Here is a 15,110-nt window from a genome sequence, read left to right as displayed (position 1 = left end):
CAGGCTCCTCAGATGAACTTCTTCGAGGCGAGGAACTCGACCAGCGCCGTGGCGCCCGAACCGTCCTCGTCCTTGACGATCTCGCCGGCGGTGCGCGGCGGGCGGGCAGCCGTCTCCTCGACAGCGGTCCACGCCACCGAGAGACCGACCTGACCGGCGTCGACACCCAGGTCGCTCAGCGACAGGGTTTCCAACGGCTTCTTCTTGGCGGCCATGATGCCCTTGAAGGATGGGTAGCGCGCCTCGCCCGACTGGTCGGTGACCGAGAGCACGAGGGGCATGGTGCCGCCGATGACCTCGGTCGCGGCGTCGCCGTCGCGCTTGATGCGCACCTGGTCGCCCTGGGTCTCGACCACGGCGGCCTGGGTGACCTGGGGCAGACCCAGACGCTCCGCGAGCATCGCGGGAACGACACTCATGGCCGCGTCGGTGGAGGCGAGCCCACACACGACGAGGTCGACCGGACCGATCTTCTCGATCGCCTTGGCGAGCACCAGCGAGGTGGCTGCGGCATCAGAGCCGGCGATCGCGTCGTCCACGACGTGAACGCCCTTGTCGACACCCATCTGCAGCGACTTGCGCACGGCGTCGACGGCCTTCTCGGGACCGACACAGAGTGCCGTCACCGTGACGTCCTCGCCGTCGCGCTTTTCCTTGATCTGGAGGGACTGCTCGACGGCATATTCGTCGAGCTCTGACAGCAAGCCGTCGACACCCACTCGGTCGACGGTGTTGTCCGACTGGAACTGCCTGTCGGCAGTTGCGTCGGGGACATACTTCACGCAGACAACAATGTTCATGGCGGTGTGCCCGAAGGCTCCTCCTGTGCACTCGGATGTGTTCGCGAGGTTACAGGCGAACGACCCCACCGTGGAACACAGGTCCACGGTGGGGTCGCTCACACTGTCGGGACTCGAGGCCCCGTGCGCGTGTTCAGGTGTGACTACCTCTTGAAGAGGTTGCCCAACAGCTTCTTCAGCAGCGCCAGGATGGAGCTGATGACGGTCTGGATCGGGTTGGGCTTCGTCACCGGGGGCGTGGTCGGCTCCGGGCTGACGGTCGGGTCCGGGGTGACAGTCGGCTCGGGGTCAACGGTCGGGTCCGGGGTGACGGTCGGCTCGGGGTCAACGGTCGGCTCCGGGTCAACGGTCGGCTCCGGGACGACGTTGACGGTCGCGACGACGGTGCCGGGAGCCTTCGCGGTGCAGGTGACGGCAACCGACGACTCGGCGCCGCTGGAGTTCGTCATGGTGAGGGGAGCCGAGAACCCGTCGATGGTGACGTTCTGGGCACCGACGGTGCTGGCCACGAAGGACCCGCCACCCGTGGTGGAGAGCTGGAAGGCGCCTGACGTGGACGGAATCGGAGCGCGGGGCAGGTCAGCCTCCAGCACGATGGGAGCCGTACCGAACTTGCCGTTGATGGTGGCGACGCCCTCGAGGAAGCGTCCGCCGAGCAACCCGTACGCGGCACTCCGCGTCGACTCGGGGACGGTCACCGAACCGGTGAACGTGGGGTTGATCGTCGAGCCGACCTCGACCTCGGCCGGAACGGTGATCTCGGCGTCGAAGACGAACTCCTGGTTCGTCAGGATCGACGCTCCACAGTTGAACTTGAGTGAGGTGCTCGCGGCGTTGGCCGACGAAGCCAGGCCGACGAGGCCTGCGGTGCTCATCGCAACGGTGGCAACAACTGCTACCGCGCGACGGTTCATGAATGAACGCATGTGGGTTTCCCTCCCTAGGAATGTGCGCTACGTCTTCGTAAGTTACGCTCTCGTAACGCTCCGTGTGACGGTAGCCACAGTGCTGGTGATGGCCCCCACGCTTCTCGAATGATGGACTCCCCAAAATCGGTGAAGACTTTGAGGCCTTGGGTGGCGACAGAGAGGCCGGGAGCCTGGTTCAGCGACGCGGGGGCCGCAGGATCCACTGCGCAACAGCACCCGTGCCCAGCGCGGCCAAGGCTGCTGAACCCCACCTGAGCACCGTGTCCCGCTCCGTCGGCTCGCCGGCCCACGCGCCTTCGGGCCGGGCGAACCAGCCAAAGGTGACCGCGTCGGCGCCCTCGAGCCACCAGCGCCACAAGGGCTCTGCGGAGTCGGCCTTGAGTGCCACGAGCAGCGCGGCGCCCGCCATGCCCAGCGCGAGCAGGACGCTCAGCCCCCACACCACGTACGCGGTCGTCACGCGAAAGGCGCGCACGGAAGCCATGACAGGTCCTGGTGCCGTCGTCCTCAGTGGCCCACGAATTCGGCCCTGCCGGGGCCGTGCTCCACGAAGGAGTCCATGCCGATCGTCCTGTCGGCCGTGGCGAAGAGTGCCGCGAACTGCTGGCGCTCGATCTCCAGACCTGTCTCCAGGTCGACCTCCAGCCCCCGATCGATTGACTCCTTGGCCGCGCGCACGGCGAGCGAGGCCCCCTGCGCGAACTGGGAGGCCCATTCGACGGCCTGGCCGTAGACCTCGTCGGCGGCGACCACCCGGTCGACCAGACCGATCGCCAGCGCTTCCTCGGCCTTCACGAAGCGACCGGTGAAGATCAACTCCTTCGCCCGGGACGGGCCGACGAGACGCGTCAGGCGCTGGGTCCCTCCACCCCCCGGGATGATGCCGAGCAGGATCTCGGGCTGCCCGAGGACGGCGTTCTCGGCGGCGAACCGGACGTCGGCGCACAGTGCCAGCTCGCAACCACCGCCGAGGGCATAGCCGTTGATGGCCGCGACGACCGGCTTGGGGATCCTTGCCACCGAGGTGAAGGCCGACTGGAGCCCGGCGGAGCGCTTGACCATGTCGGCGTGCGACATCTGGGCCATCTCCTTCACGTCCGCGCCCGCGGCGAAGACGCGCTCGCCTCCCCAGACGACAACTGCCTTGACGTCGTCCCGCTCGGTCGCCTCGGCGGCGGCGGTGCGGATCTCCTCCTGCACCTGCTTGTCCAGAGCGTTCATCTTGGGCCGGTCCAGGCGGATCGTGCCGACTCCGTCGCTCACCTGAAGACTGACGAACTCACCCATGACCACTCCTGCACGTCGACTGAGGCCGGACGTCGGTGCCGACCTGCGGGCGAGCCTAGCCCGAGCGATCTGGGCGCCGGTTGCACCCGTGTCCCCTCGCGCAGGGACAACTGCGGAGCGCCGGGTGTGTGCATCACCGTCCATCGGGGTAGGGAGGGGGCATGGCCATTTCACGACGCGTCGCCCGCCCACTCCTCAGCAGCGCCTTCCTCGTCGGAAGCATCCAGGTACTCAGGGATCCCCGCCCCGCCGCCGAGGAGATCCGCCCCCACGTGGATCGCCTGGTCGCCGTGGCGCAGAGCGCTGGACTCCCCCTCCCCCAGGACCCGACGGTCCTGGCCCGCATCGCGGCCGCGGTGCAGCTCAGCGCCGCCGGTGCCCTCGCGCTCGGCAAGGCACCTCGACTCTCGGCCGCCGTGTTGGGCGCCACCTTGGCGCCGACGCTCCTCGCCAGCCGTAGGTCCGGCGGCGGCTCCGGAGCCGGGGGCATCGATGTGGCGCACGCGGCCCGCAGCGCAAGCCTGGTGGGCGGACTCCTGCTCGCCTCCGTGGACACCGAGGGCCGTCCCGGGTTGGCCTGGCGGGCTCGCAGGGCCGCCTCCGACGTACGACGCGAAGCCAAGCACCTCACCAAGGAGGCGACGCTCGAGGCCAAGTTGGCTGCCAAGTCCTTGGGGTGATTCCTCTTCCGGACGCCGCAGGAGGCGGTGGGCTCGGTGGATAGGGTGGAGCGGTGACCCTGCCACCCAGCCTGACCACCACCCGTCCCGGGGTGGCTCGCGTGTGGTGGCCTGCCGACATCGCCCACGAGGGTTTTCGTGAGGCCACTGCCCACGTCGCCACGCTGGTGGCGAGAGGGCTGCATGACCACGGTCGGGTGGAGGCCTTGGTCGACCCCGAGGACGAAGTCGCCCAACGGATCGCCACGTGGGCGGGACTGCAGCGCGAGGGCCTGATGCGCGGGGGCCACGTCGAGGACGGCCACCACCACGACCGAATCATGTACGCCCGACTGGCCACGGATCCCCCGATCAGCGAGCCGGGAGGGTTTCGGGCCCTGCTGAACTCCTTTCTACCCCGCAAACGTGCCATCGGGCAGATGCTCGTGCGCGACCCGGATGACCGGGTCCTGATGTGCGAACTGACCTACAAGCCTGACTGGGACCTTCCCGGGGGTGTCGTCGAGGTCGGCGAGTCCCCCCGCACGGGCGTGACCCGTGAGATCCAGGAGGAGCTGCAGCTCGACCTTCCCGCCGGACGCCTGCTCGTGGCCGACTGGTTGCCGGCCTGGAGCGGGTGGGACGACGCTGTGTGCTTCGTCTTCGACGGCGGGGTCCACGACGCCTCGCTCCTGCAGCGCATCGTGCGTGAGGAGCGGGAGATCCGTGCGATGAGGTTCTGCACGATGCAGGAGGTGCGTGACAACACTGCCGACTTCACCGCCAGGCGGGTGGCGGCAGCTCTTGAGGCCGTTGCCAGCGGAGCCTGCTTCACCGAGTCCGGGCATCGTCGCCCCGAGGTGGACCGGTCGCTCGACGCCCCTCTCCCACAGCCCTGACCCGACACCCGAGAGGTGCTGTTCGGACCGGACTGGGGTTACATAGGTCCATGATGTGGGTCACAGATTTCGCGGACGGCAACAAGGACCAGAAAGACCTGCTCGGTGGCAAGGGAGCCAACCTGGCGGAGATGACCAATCTCGGCCTCCCCGTCCCACCCGGCTTCACGATCTCGACGGAGGCCTGTCGCGCCTACCTGCGCCAGGGTGGCGACCCCGAAGGGCTTGAGGACCAGGTGACCGAGCGCCTCGCCGCGCTCGAGGCCGCCATGGGTCGACGTCTCGGCGACCCGACCGACCCGTTGTTGGTCAGCGTACGGAGCGGTGCGAAGTTCTCGATGCCGGGCATGATGGAGACAGTCCTCAATGTCGGTCTCAATGACCGCTCCGTGGAGGGGCTGGCCGACCTCACCGGGGACCGGCGTTTTGCGTACGACTCCTACCGTCGTCTCCTCCAGATGTTCGGCAGCACGGTGCTGGGTGTCCACTCGGACCACTTCTCCGACGCTCTGGACGCACTGAAGAAGGCCCGACGCACCGAGGACGACCTGGCTCTGGCCGCTGAGGACCTCGAGGAGCTCGTCGAGACCTTCCAGGGCATCATCCGCGAGCAGGCCGAGGTCGAGTTCCCCCAGGAGCCCCGCCGCCAGCTGGACCTGGCCGTGCACGCGGTCTTCAACTCCTGGAACACCGACCGTGCCGTGCTCTACCGCCGTCAGGAGCGCATCCCCGAGGACCTCGGCACCGCCGTCAACGTCCAGGCGATGGTCTTCGGCAACGGTGGCATGACCTCAGGGTCCGGCGTTGCCTTCACCCGTGACCCCGCGAGCGGGGACCAGGGCGTCTACGGCGACTACCTGCAGAACGCACAGGGCGAGGACGTGGTCGCGGGAATTCGCAACACCGTCTCGCTCGCCGACTTCGCGGAGATCGACCAGAAGTCGCACAACGAGTTGATCGCCCACATGGAGAAGCTCGAGAAGCACTACCGGGACATGTGTGACATCGAGTTCACCGTTGAGCACGGCAAGCTCTGGATGCTGCAGACCCGGGTCGGCAAGCGCACTCCCGAGGCCGCCTTCAGGATCGCCGCCCACATGGCTGACGAGGGTCTGATCGACTGGGACGAGGCGGTCCAGCGTGTCACCGGCGACCAGTTGGCCTCGCTCATGTTTCCGCGTTTCGATGCGACGGCCGAGCGCACCCTGCTGGCGACCGGGATGAACGCCTCCCCCGGCGCAGCCGTCGGCCGGGCCGTCTTCGACTGGCGGACTGCCGTCGAGTGGGCCGATCGGGGCGAGGACGTGATCCTGGTCAGGAAGGAGACCTCACCGGAGGACCTCCACGGAATGATGGTCGCCAAAGGCATCCTGACCAGCCGCGGTGGCAAGACCTCGCACGCAGCGGTCGTCGCCCGCGGCATGGGGCGTACGTGTGTGTGCGGCGCCGAAGCGCTCGACGTCGACACGAAGACCGGTCAGTTCACCGTCCGCGACTCGAAGACCATCCGCGAGGGTGACCTGATCTCCATCGACGGCTCCACCGGCGAGATCTTCGACGGGGCTGTCCCGGTGAGCCCTTCGGCCGTGGTCCGCCACTTCGAGGGTGAGGACGTCGAGGGCGAGCTGGTCGATGCCGTGGCCCGGATCATGGCGCACGCCGACACGCTGCGCCGGATGCAGGTGCGTACGAACGCCGACACCGGCGAGGATGCCGAGCGGGCGCGCCGTTTCGGCGCCCAGGGCATCGGTCTGTGCCGCACCGAGCACATGTTCCTGGGCGACCGCCGCCAACTGGTGGAGGACCTGATCGTCGCGGAGAGCGCCGAGGAGCAGCAGGAGGCGTTGGCCGCGCTCCTGCCTCGGCAGAAAGGTGACTTCGAGAAGATCTTGGAGTCGATGGACGGTCTGCCGGTCACCATCCGCCTGATCGACCCGCCACTGCACGAGTTCCTGCCCGATATCACCGAGCTGTCCGTGGCACTGGCCATCGCCGACACCCGAGGACACCGCAAGAGGCACGAACGCAAGTTGCTCGCCGCCGTCCAACGCCTCCACGAGCAGAACCCGATGCTCGGCCTGCGCGGTGTCCGGCTCGGCATCGTCATCCCGGGCCTCTTCGAGATGCAGGCCCGTGCGATCCTCGAGGCCGCCGCCGCCCGGACCCGGGCCGGGGGTTCGGCCCGCCCCGAGATCATGGTCCCGCTCGTGGGCTCTGTCCGCGAGCTCGACCTGATCCGACACCGCATCGAGCAGGTGGCCCGTGAGGTCAGCGACGAACTGGGCGTGGAGATCGACTACAAGGTCGGCACCATGATCGAGTTGCCCCGGGCCGCCCTGACCGCTGACGAGATCGCCCCCTCGGCCCAGTTCTTCTCCTTCGGCACGAACGACCTGACCCAGATGACCTGGGGATTCTCGCGCGACGACGTGGAGGCGTCCTTCTTCTCCACCTACATCGAGCACGGCGTCTTCGGGATCTCTCCCTTCGAGTCACTCGACGTGGAGGGCGTGGGCCAACTCGTGCGGACTGCTGCCGAGAAGGGCCGGGCCGCCAATCCGGCCCTCCATCTCGGCGTCTGCGGTGAGCACGGCGGCGACCCGCACTCGATCCACTTCTTCGACGAGGTCGGCCTCGACTACGTCTCCTGCTCGCCGTACCGGGTGCCGGTGGCACGCCTCGAGGCTGCCCGCGCCTCCTTGGCCAACGACTGACTCAGAAGAGCGCGGACGCCAGGTTCTGACGCCCTCGAAGCACCCGCGGGTCGTCGTTGCCCACCGCACCGAAGAGGCCGATGAGGTGGTCACGCACGCGCGTACGGTCGTCGCCCGTGGTCCTGGCCACGAGCCCGACCAACCGGTGGAAGGCGTCCTCGACGTGGCCGCCCAGCATGTCGAGGTCAGCCACCATGATCTGGGCGTCGAGATTGTCCGGTGCAGCGGCGGCAGCTGCGCGTGCTGTGTTCAGATCGACACCTTGGGTGCGCAGCAGCAGTTGCGCCATGGCCAGACCCGCGGCAGCCTCGACGTCGGCCGGATTGGCATCCACCAGCTTCTGGTACTCCGACACGGCCAACTCGATGTTGCCCTCTCCCAAGGCGTCCTGGGCCGGGGCGTAGCGGGGGTCCACGACCGGCTCGCCGTCCTCGCTAGCGACCACCGTGCTGCGGGGCTGGTGCCGGCCGGTGATCCCTTGACCGGTGAGCTGCTGGCCGACCTGGGTCAGGGCTTCACGCAACTGGTCGAGGGGGGCCAGGTCCTGAAAGAGCGGCATGGGACGTCCGTCGATCACCGCGATCACCAGGGGGATCGACGGGATCTGCATGGCCTGCGCGATCTGGGGCACTGCGTCCACGTCGACCAGGCCCACCAGGAAACGTCCTTCGAACTCGTCCGAGAGAGTCTGCATGTCCTCGGCCAGCCCGACGCTCTGGGGCATCCGGGACTGCGAGTAGAAGACCAGGAGCACAGCGGCACCCATGGACGCCTCGAGGATCCCCTGGAAGTTCTGCTCGTCCACCAGGACCGCGTACGCCGATCCACCCACACCGCCCGTGCCACCCTGGGGCCCCGCCTCACCGGAGGTGGAACTCCCACCCGGCGGCTGGGCCGGCGTCGGGCGCTTGAGCGCGGAGAGGTCGATGGCACCGGGACGGGAGAACGGCTGCTGCGTCATGGGACACATTGTCGCGGATCGCTCCACGCGCGCACACCCAAGGTGGGGCGGACCCCGCAAGAACGCCACCGATCCGCGCCAGATCGAGGATGATTGAGTCGTGGAAACTCGGAACCGGCGCGCTGCCCGCCTCGCCAGCATCCTGGCCGGGCCACGCTCCCGGACCGAGACCGTCCTGCGGGCGCTCGTCTACCTGGCCGTCTACCTGACCACCAGCTGGATCGCCATCGCCTCCAGCCTCCCCGGCAACGCGGTCAGCCTTGTGTGGCCCTCAGCCGGGGTGGTGACCTTGTGGATCGCAACGGCGACGAAACGATCCCTTCCGCTGGATCTCCCCGTCCTGGCGGCAGCCGCAGTGGTCGTCCCGGTGACCACGGGAGCCGACTTCGACTACTCGCTCGGCAGAGCCATCGGTGCCATCGTCATGGCGCTCGTCTTCCGGTGGATTCTGCACCGGTGGACGAGCCTGGGCAGCGCCCCGTTCGCCGGGACCGCCGTGCGGTCGGTCTCGACGTTCGCGACGATCGGTGCCGCTGCGGTGGTCGCCAGCCTGGTGGACACCGTGATCAGCCTCGCCGCTCTGGACACCCTCACTGACCTCTCCCAGTGGCACACGGTCATCCATCGATGGTCGCGCGGAGTCACTGCGATCTTCGCGGTCGTCAGCACCGGCTACCTACTGCTGGCCTCGCTGGGCCGGCAGGCCTGGGGAGGTTCCTCGCACCAGGACCGCTCCACACACCCCTTCTATCTCCGGCGTCGGGCTCTCGAGGTGTCGGGCGTGGGCGCCCTGACCATCGCCCTGATGGTGCTCTCCCAGGTGAACTCCCCCGACCTGCCGATCTCGTTCCTACTCTTCATCCCCGCCACGTGGGTCGGTGCCCGCTTCGCTCCCCTGCCTGCTGCCACGTACGCGCTCGCGACGGGGCTGGTGATGATTGGTTTCACGCTCAACGGCTACGGCCGGTTCGCGCAGGTCGACACCGCGGTGATGGCCGCATTCCTGGCCCAGACCTTCTTCACGGTGCTCTTCGCCACGACTCTCTTCCTGTCTCTGCTGAGCACTCGACTCCGGATCGCCGAACAGGAGGCCCACGGCCGGGCCGAGCTCATGAACCGGCTGCTCGCCACCAGCACCGCCGGGGTCCTGCACCTCAAGGAGTCCGGCGAGATCATGGTGGCCAACGCCGCAGCACTCCGACTCCTGGACGTCGCCAGCACCGTGGCGACGGTGGAGGACCTGCACCTCGAGCGAGTCACCTCCCCCGATGGGACCGAGTTGGATCCGGCGGCTCTGCCCCATGTCCGTGCCCTGGGCGGTGAGCACGTCACCGGCGAGGAATTCCGTGTCATCGATGAGGACGGGGCCGGCGAGCGGTTTCTCCGTGTCACCGCCCACCTGATGGCCGGTGGCACCGATGGACGCGAAGTACTGCTGACGCTGGCAGACATGACCGAGGAGCATGCTCACACCACAGCCCTCTCGGCCTTCGCCGGTGAGGTGGCCCACGACCTGAAGAATCCCCTCACGGTGATCGAGGGGTGGTCCGAGATGCTGGAGTCCGAGCTGGCAGAGCACGCGGAGGTCGAGTCCCGGCAGGTGCTCCCGATGGTGCACCGCATCAGCACTGCCGCGCACACCATGCGGACCCTGATCACCGAGCTCCTCTCCTACACGATCGCTCGTGACCACACCCTGCGGCTGGCCCCGGTGGATCTGGGCACCCTGGTCAACGAGGTCGCGGGGGCCCACACGTCGGCGGCGCGGAACGGCCAGACAGCACCTCACATCGAGGTGGCGGCCTCACACATGGTGCTGGCGGACGTAGTGCTGCTGCGCCAGCTCCTCGACAACCTCGTCGCGAATGCCGTCAAGTACGTGGCCCCGGACACCGTCCCGCACGTACGGGTCACCACCACGCCCCACCAGGGACGCATCCGGGTGGACATCACGGACAACGGCCTGGGCATCCCGCGGGAGTTCCGCAAGCGCATCTTCGACAGCTTCTACCGGCTCGACCGCCCCGGATACGCAGGAACGGGACTCGGCCTCTCCATCTGTGCCCGAGTGGTGGAGCGGCACGGGGGGCACATCACCGTCACCGACGGGCCGGACGGGGTGGGCAGCACGTTCAGCTTCACTCTGGCCACACCCGTCCCGCGCAGCTGACGCAGCCCCACCAGCGGTGGTCTGGACCCCTGCTCGAAACAGGTTCAGTGGCTGACACGACCCTTCACATCGGCACCCCACGGTGATAGAAATAGGTTGTCCGCTACCTGCCGCCAGCGGACGCAAAACTCTTGCTGAGCAGGCCTGAGCAACCTGCCCGGCGACCTTCCTTGGGGGGAAGAATGTCAGCGATCGACTTCGGGTTCGACTTCACCGGCCGTCACGTCCTGGTCAGCGGGGGCACGCGCGGCCTCGGGCTGGCCGTGGCTCAGGGATTCGTCTCTGCGGGCGCCCGGGTCTCCGTCACCGGCACCAAGATCCTTCCGTCGCTGTACGACGCCGATCTGTCACCGTTCGACTACCACCAGCTGCAGTTGGCCAACAGCGAGGCCATCGACTCCTTCGTCGATCGCATCGGCTCGGTCGATGTCCTGGTCAACGCCGCTGGCGCCCGCCTGTCCACCAGCCTGGACGCTCATGAGCGTGAGTTCCTGTGCCACTCGGCCCGGCTCGGGTTCGTGGGACCCCAACGACTCACCCAGCAGCTCCGCCACCGTCTCTGCGCCTCCCCGACTCCGGGCGGTGGCGCTGTCATCCACACGTCCCACTCGCTGGCGTGGCTGGAGCTCACGCTGAGCGCGGCCGACGCGGAGAGTGAGTTGCGCGCCCAGACCGCCCAAGCCGGACGCGCCTGGTCCCGCATCGGCGCACGGGTCAACACCGTGCTCTCCCCCACCCAGGTCACCGTGCCGTCCCAGCAGAAGGGCGAGATGTTCGAGTCGGGGGTCTCCCCTGACACCGGTGCTCTGCTGACCAGGCTGCGCGTAGCCCGCGAAGTCGCCGACGAGCAGATCGCCCCGGTCGCACTGTTCCTGGCCAGCGCGGGCGCCTCGACGCTCAGCGGCCAGACCCTGCACGCGTCGGTTCGTCGCTGATCTGCTGGGGGCGTGGTCTAGTTCGGCCTCGGGCCACGGAGGCCCGAGCGCTGCACGACTCGCTGGATGGCTTGGTCCCGCTCATTGGGTCGACTCACGAAACGGATGTCGCGCAGCCCCTGCTCCTGCGCAGCTGACTCGAAGCAGAAGTGGCCGTAGCCGGTCAGACGCCCCAGAATCGGTTTGCTGACCGTGATGTCGAGGATCCTCGACAGCGGCATGGTGGCCGCCTGACGGTCCAGCACACCCTTGACGCGAAACACCCGCATGTTGGTGATCACGAAGCGATCCATGTGCACCCCCAACGCCAGCCAGGTGGCGTGGCTCCAGAGCAGCAGCCACAGCACCATGGGCAACCAGGCGATGTCGACGTGCGCGAAGGGCACGAGGAGCAGGAGCAGCGCTCCCGCGAGGTACTCCAGGGACGCGCGCACGTATGCCACCCAGTGGTGTCGCACCTCGTCGACGACGACTTCGCCCTCCTCTCGCAGGAGGTACTGACCGATGTCGGGATCGATGAGTCCTGAGATCAGACCCACGACGCACACGGGGCGGTGGCGCCCCTTCCCCCAGCGGCCCCGGACCCCATGGTCACCCCAAGGCCCTCACGAAGTCGAGGATCGCCTCGAAGAGAGAGATCAACAGGTCCCACGCGTCCGCCGCCAGCGACTCCCCTGAGTTCGCCAGACCCGTCGGGTCCGAGAAGAGCCAGAAGATGAGGAAGCCGAGCAGCACGAGGAGAATGACTTTCTTGGCCTTCATCCTCAAAGCTCCCTTCGGTCAGGTCACAGGTCCAGACATTTCTATCAGGTGGCACGGCCCGCACCCAGCAGGCGCGCCCGCCGCTGCCGCGTGTCTGCTCGTGGGGCGAGGAACTGGGGAGGATCACTCCGCCAGCAGCCGCTGCGCCGCCGTGTGCGAGTCGAGTCGTCCTTGGGCCACCGCCAGCGAGAGCTCCTCGAGCATGTCCGCCTCCCCCACCCGGGCCCAGCGCGAGCGCAGGGACTCCATCGCCACGGCCTCCACCTCCCGCCGTGCTCGGGCCGTACGCCGCCGAACCAGGTCGCCACTCGAGTCCAACCAGGCGCGGTGCTGGTCGAGGGCGTCGACGAGGGCCGCCATGCCGTCCCCGGACCGGGCAACCAGTTTGAGCACCGGTCGCTTCCACGCTCCTTCGGGGCGAGCGGCCATCGACAACATGGTGCGAATCTCGCGGCGCACGACGTCGGCCCCGTCGCGATCCGCCTTGTTGACCGCGTACAGGTCCCCGATCTCCAGGATGCCGGCCTTGGCCGCCTGGATGCCGTCACCCATGCCAGGAGCCAGCAGCACGATCGTCGTGTCCGCCAATCCTGCGATCTCGACCTCGCTCTGCCCCACACCCACGGTCTCGACGAGGACCACGTCGAAGCCCGCCGCGTCGAGGACTCGAATGGCCTGGGGTGCTGCCCAGGAGAGCCCTCCGAGGTGACCGCGCGAAGCCATGGAGCGGATGAACACATCCGGGTCCTGGGCATGGTCCGCCATCCGCACCCGATCGCCCAGGAGCGCACCGCCGGAGAAGGGGGACGACGGGTCGACAGCCAGGACCGCTACACGCAGACCCCGTTGACGCAGCTCTCCCACCAACGCATTGGTGGTGGTCGACTTCCCCACACCCGGCGACCCCGTGAGCCCCACCACGTGTGCGTGGCCCGTGAGCGGTGCCACGGCGGCCATCACCTCTGACAGGGCCGGAGAAGCCTGCTCGACCAAGGAGATCAGGCGCGCCACTGCAGCCTGTTGGCCCGCTCTCGCCCTGGAGACGAGATCGGGGACCGACACCTCGCGGCGTCGGCCCCCGGTCTGCACGTTCATTGGTGCGATCAGGCCTTCGGGACCCGGACGATCAGGGCGTCGCCCTGACCGCCTCCACCACACAGAGCAGCGGCACCGACGCCGCCACCACGGCGCTGGAGCTCGAGCGCCAGGTGCAGCACGATGCGGGCACCGGACATGCCCACGGGGTGTCCGAGGGCGATTGCGCCACCGTTGACGTTGACCTTGTCCTCGGAGACGCCGAGCGCGCGCGCGGACTCGATGCCGACGGCGGCGAAGGCCTCGTTGAGCTCGAAGAGGTCGATGTCCGCGACGGCGATGCCCTCCTTCTCGGCAGCCTTCTTGATGGCGTTGGCCGGCTGCAACTGGAGCGTGGAGTCGGGCCCGGCAACCTGGCCGGAGGCGCCGATCTCGGCGAGCCAGGTGAGGCCCAGTTCCTCGGCCTTGGCCTTGCTCATCACGACGACAGCGGCAGCGCCGTCGGAGATCTGCGACGAGGAGGCTGCGGTGATGGTGCCGTCCTTGGCGAAGGCCGGACGCAGACCGCTCAACGACTCGGTCGTGGTGTCGCCCCGCACGCCCTCGTCGGTGGAGACGACCGTGTCGCCACGGCGTGACTTGATGGTCACCGGCACGACCTCGTCGGCGAAGACGCCGTTCTTCCAGGCCTCTGCGGCACGCTGGTGCGACTGGGCCGAGAAAGCGTCCTGCTCCTCGCGGGAGAGGCTGGCGCCGGCCTGGTTGCAGGACTCGGTGAGGTTGCCCATGCCCTGGTCGGTGAACTGGTCGAAGAGCGCGTCGTAGGCCATCGAGTCGACCAGAGCGGTGTCGCCGTACTTGAAGCCCTCACGGGACTTCTGGAGCAGGTGCGGGGCCTGGGTCATCGACTCCATGCCACCGGCCACGACGATCTCGTGCTCGCCAGCACGGATCAACTGGTCGGCCAAGGCGATGGCGTTGATGCCGGAGAGGCACACCTTGTTGATGGTCAGGGCCGGGACACCCATCGGGATGCCGCCCTTGACCGCGGCCTGACGAGCGGTGATCTGGCCTGTGCCCGCCTGGATGACGTGACCCATGACCACGTACTCGACCTGCTCACCGGACACGCCGGCCTTCTCGAGCGCGCCTGCGATGGCCACGCCACCGAGATCTGCGGCGCTCTGGTCCTTGAGCCCTCCAAGGAGTCGACCGATGGGGGTGCGCGCGCCTGCAACGATGACTGAAGTGATGCCTGACATGGGTGATGGCCTCCTGGTGGACAAGCTGATGGACCGAGCCTAGTCGCCACCCCCGCGCCCCCTTCGGGTGTCCCGGATGTGGACCCGGTGTCCGTGTCCACCGGGGCGGGGCGAACATGTAGCCATGAACGCATCGTTGGAGATCCCCGCCCACCTCTTCACCGCCATCGACCACGTCGGCATCGCGGTCCCTGACCTCGACGAGGCGATCGCGCTCTACCGCGATGTCTTCGGCATGGAGGTCGCCCACAGTGAGACCAACGAGGAGCAGGGCGTCCGAGAGGCCATGGTCGCGGTGGGCGAGTCCGGCTCATTCATCCAGCTGCTCGCTCCCCTCAACGAGGAGTCGACCATCGCCAAGTTCCTCACACGGTCCGGGCCGGGCCTGCAGCAGCTGGCCTACCGGGTCACCGACGTCGACGCCGTCAGCGCCATCCTGCGCGAGCGCGGCGTCCGACTCCTGTACGACGCCCCCAAGCGCGGTACCGCGAACTCGCGCATCAACTTCGTGCACCCGAAGGACGCCGGCGGCGTGCTGGTCGAGCTGGTCGAGCCGGCTGCGCACGCGGCCCACTGACTTTCACCCCGCCGACACCCGCCACGCCCTGGGCGCTCAGGGTGTGAAGTGGCGCACAGCCCTTCCCGACAGGGTTACTGACACGTAACCTTCACCGGAACGCCCTGAGCCTCCTAGGAG

The 15,110-nt window shown here is 68.2% G+C and carries 15 protein-coding genes; 6 read left to right on the top strand and 9 right to left on the bottom strand.

Annotation, left to right across the window (positions count from 1 at the left end; translation table 11 throughout):
- Positions 1-8: 8 nt before the first annotated feature.
- The 4 genes from DNK52_RS15605 to DNK52_RS15590 all read right to left on the bottom strand — a co-directional run bounded on the left by DNK52_RS15605 (position 9) and on the right by DNK52_RS15590 (position 3,016).
- Positions 9-782 (bottom strand): electron transfer flavoprotein subunit beta/FixA family protein, encoded by a 774-nt coding sequence (locus tag DNK52_RS15605; RefSeq protein WP_239455735.1) that lies wholly within the window; start codon positions 780-782, stop codon positions 9-11.
- Positions 783-943: 161 nt separating this feature from the next.
- Positions 944-1,726 carry a DUF6801 domain-containing protein gene (locus tag DNK52_RS16400; protein WP_239455733.1) on the bottom strand — a complete coding sequence of 261 codons (783 nt, stop codon included), beginning with the start codon at positions 1,724-1,726 and terminating at the stop codon, positions 944-946.
- A gap of 178 nt (positions 1,727-1,904) precedes the next feature.
- A complete protein-coding gene (locus DNK52_RS15595) occupies positions 1,905-2,213 on the bottom strand; it encodes a hypothetical protein (protein WP_110241965.1) in 309 nt (102 codons plus the stop codon).
- A gap of 23 nt (positions 2,214-2,236) precedes the next feature.
- Positions 2,237-3,016, bottom strand: coding sequence for an enoyl-CoA hydratase/isomerase family protein (locus DNK52_RS15590; protein WP_110241964.1), 780 nt, complete (start codon positions 3,014-3,016; stop codon positions 2,237-2,239).
- Between the two features lie 161 nt (positions 3,017-3,177).
- Between DNK52_RS15590 and DNK52_RS15585 the strand changes: the two genes are divergently transcribed.
- From DNK52_RS15585 to ppdK, 3 genes are read left to right on the top strand one after another with little or no spacing between them, the layout of a single operon-like run.
- Positions 3,178-3,696, top strand: coding sequence for a DoxX family membrane protein (locus tag DNK52_RS15585; RefSeq protein ID WP_110241963.1), 519 nt, complete (start codon positions 3,178-3,180; stop codon positions 3,694-3,696).
- Positions 3,697-3,749: 53 nt separating this feature from the next.
- Positions 3,750-4,574: an NUDIX hydrolase gene (locus tag DNK52_RS15580; protein ID WP_239455731.1), complete on the top strand. Its 825-nt coding sequence runs from the start codon at positions 3,750-3,752 to the stop codon at positions 4,572-4,574.
- A 50-nt stretch (positions 4,575-4,624) separates the two neighbouring features.
- Positions 4,625-7,288, top strand: a complete 2,664-nt coding sequence (gene ppdK / locus DNK52_RS15575) for a pyruvate, phosphate dikinase (protein ID WP_110241962.1) — start codon at positions 4,625-4,627, stop codon at positions 7,286-7,288.
- A 1-nt stretch (position 7,289) separates the two neighbouring features.
- On the opposite strand, the gene DNK52_RS15570 is transcribed toward ppdK, so the two are convergent.
- A complete protein-coding gene (locus tag DNK52_RS15570; protein WP_110241961.1) occupies positions 7,290-8,249 on the bottom strand; it encodes a tetratricopeptide repeat protein in 960 nt (319 codons plus the stop codon).
- 100 nt (positions 8,250-8,349) lie between these two features.
- On the opposite strand from DNK52_RS15570, the gene DNK52_RS15565 reads away from it, so the two are divergent.
- Entirely contained in the window at positions 8,350-10,419 is a 2,070-nt protein-coding gene (locus DNK52_RS15565; RefSeq protein ID WP_110241960.1) for an ATP-binding protein, read from the top strand.
- A gap of 182 nt (positions 10,420-10,601) precedes the next feature.
- Entirely contained in the window at positions 10,602-11,354 is a 753-nt protein-coding gene (locus DNK52_RS15560; RefSeq protein ID WP_110241959.1) for an SDR family NAD(P)-dependent oxidoreductase, read from the top strand.
- A gap of 17 nt (positions 11,355-11,371) precedes the next feature.
- Here DNK52_RS15560 and DNK52_RS15555 read toward each other — a convergent pair whose 3' ends face one another.
- The 4 genes from DNK52_RS15555 to DNK52_RS15545 form a co-directional block, all read right to left on the bottom strand.
- Complete coding sequence (locus tag DNK52_RS15555) at positions 11,372-11,893, bottom strand: PH domain-containing protein (RefSeq protein WP_338036731.1); 522 nt, start codon at positions 11,891-11,893, stop codon at positions 11,372-11,374.
- 52 nt (positions 11,894-11,945) lie between these two features.
- Positions 11,946-12,116, bottom strand: coding sequence for a hypothetical protein (locus DNK52_RS16065; protein ID WP_162598808.1), 171 nt, complete (start codon positions 12,114-12,116; stop codon positions 11,946-11,948).
- A gap of 123 nt (positions 12,117-12,239) precedes the next feature.
- Positions 12,240-13,211: a methylmalonyl Co-A mutase-associated GTPase MeaB gene (gene meaB / locus DNK52_RS15550; protein ID WP_110241958.1), complete on the bottom strand. Its 972-nt coding sequence runs from the start codon at positions 13,209-13,211 to the stop codon at positions 12,240-12,242.
- An 8-nt stretch (positions 13,212-13,219) separates the two neighbouring features.
- Positions 13,220-14,413 carry an acetyl-CoA C-acetyltransferase gene (locus tag DNK52_RS15545; protein ID WP_110241957.1) on the bottom strand — a complete coding sequence of 398 codons (1,194 nt, stop codon included), beginning with the start codon at positions 14,411-14,413 and terminating at the stop codon, positions 13,220-13,222.
- A 124-nt stretch (positions 14,414-14,537) separates the two neighbouring features.
- On the opposite strand from DNK52_RS15545, the gene mce reads away from it, so the two are divergent.
- Complete coding sequence (mce, locus tag DNK52_RS15540; protein WP_110241956.1) at positions 14,538-14,990, top strand: methylmalonyl-CoA epimerase; 453 nt, start codon at positions 14,538-14,540, stop codon at positions 14,988-14,990.
- The last annotated feature ends 120 nt before the right edge of the window (positions 14,991-15,110 follow it).

Source organism: Nocardioides gilvus, assembly GCF_003194605.1.
GTDB lineage: Bacteria > Actinomycetota > Actinomycetes > Propionibacteriales > Nocardioidaceae > Nocardioides > Nocardioides gilvus.
The sequence above is the reverse complement of the archived record's forward strand: the minus strand, read 5'-3'. Positions and strand labels throughout refer to the sequence as shown.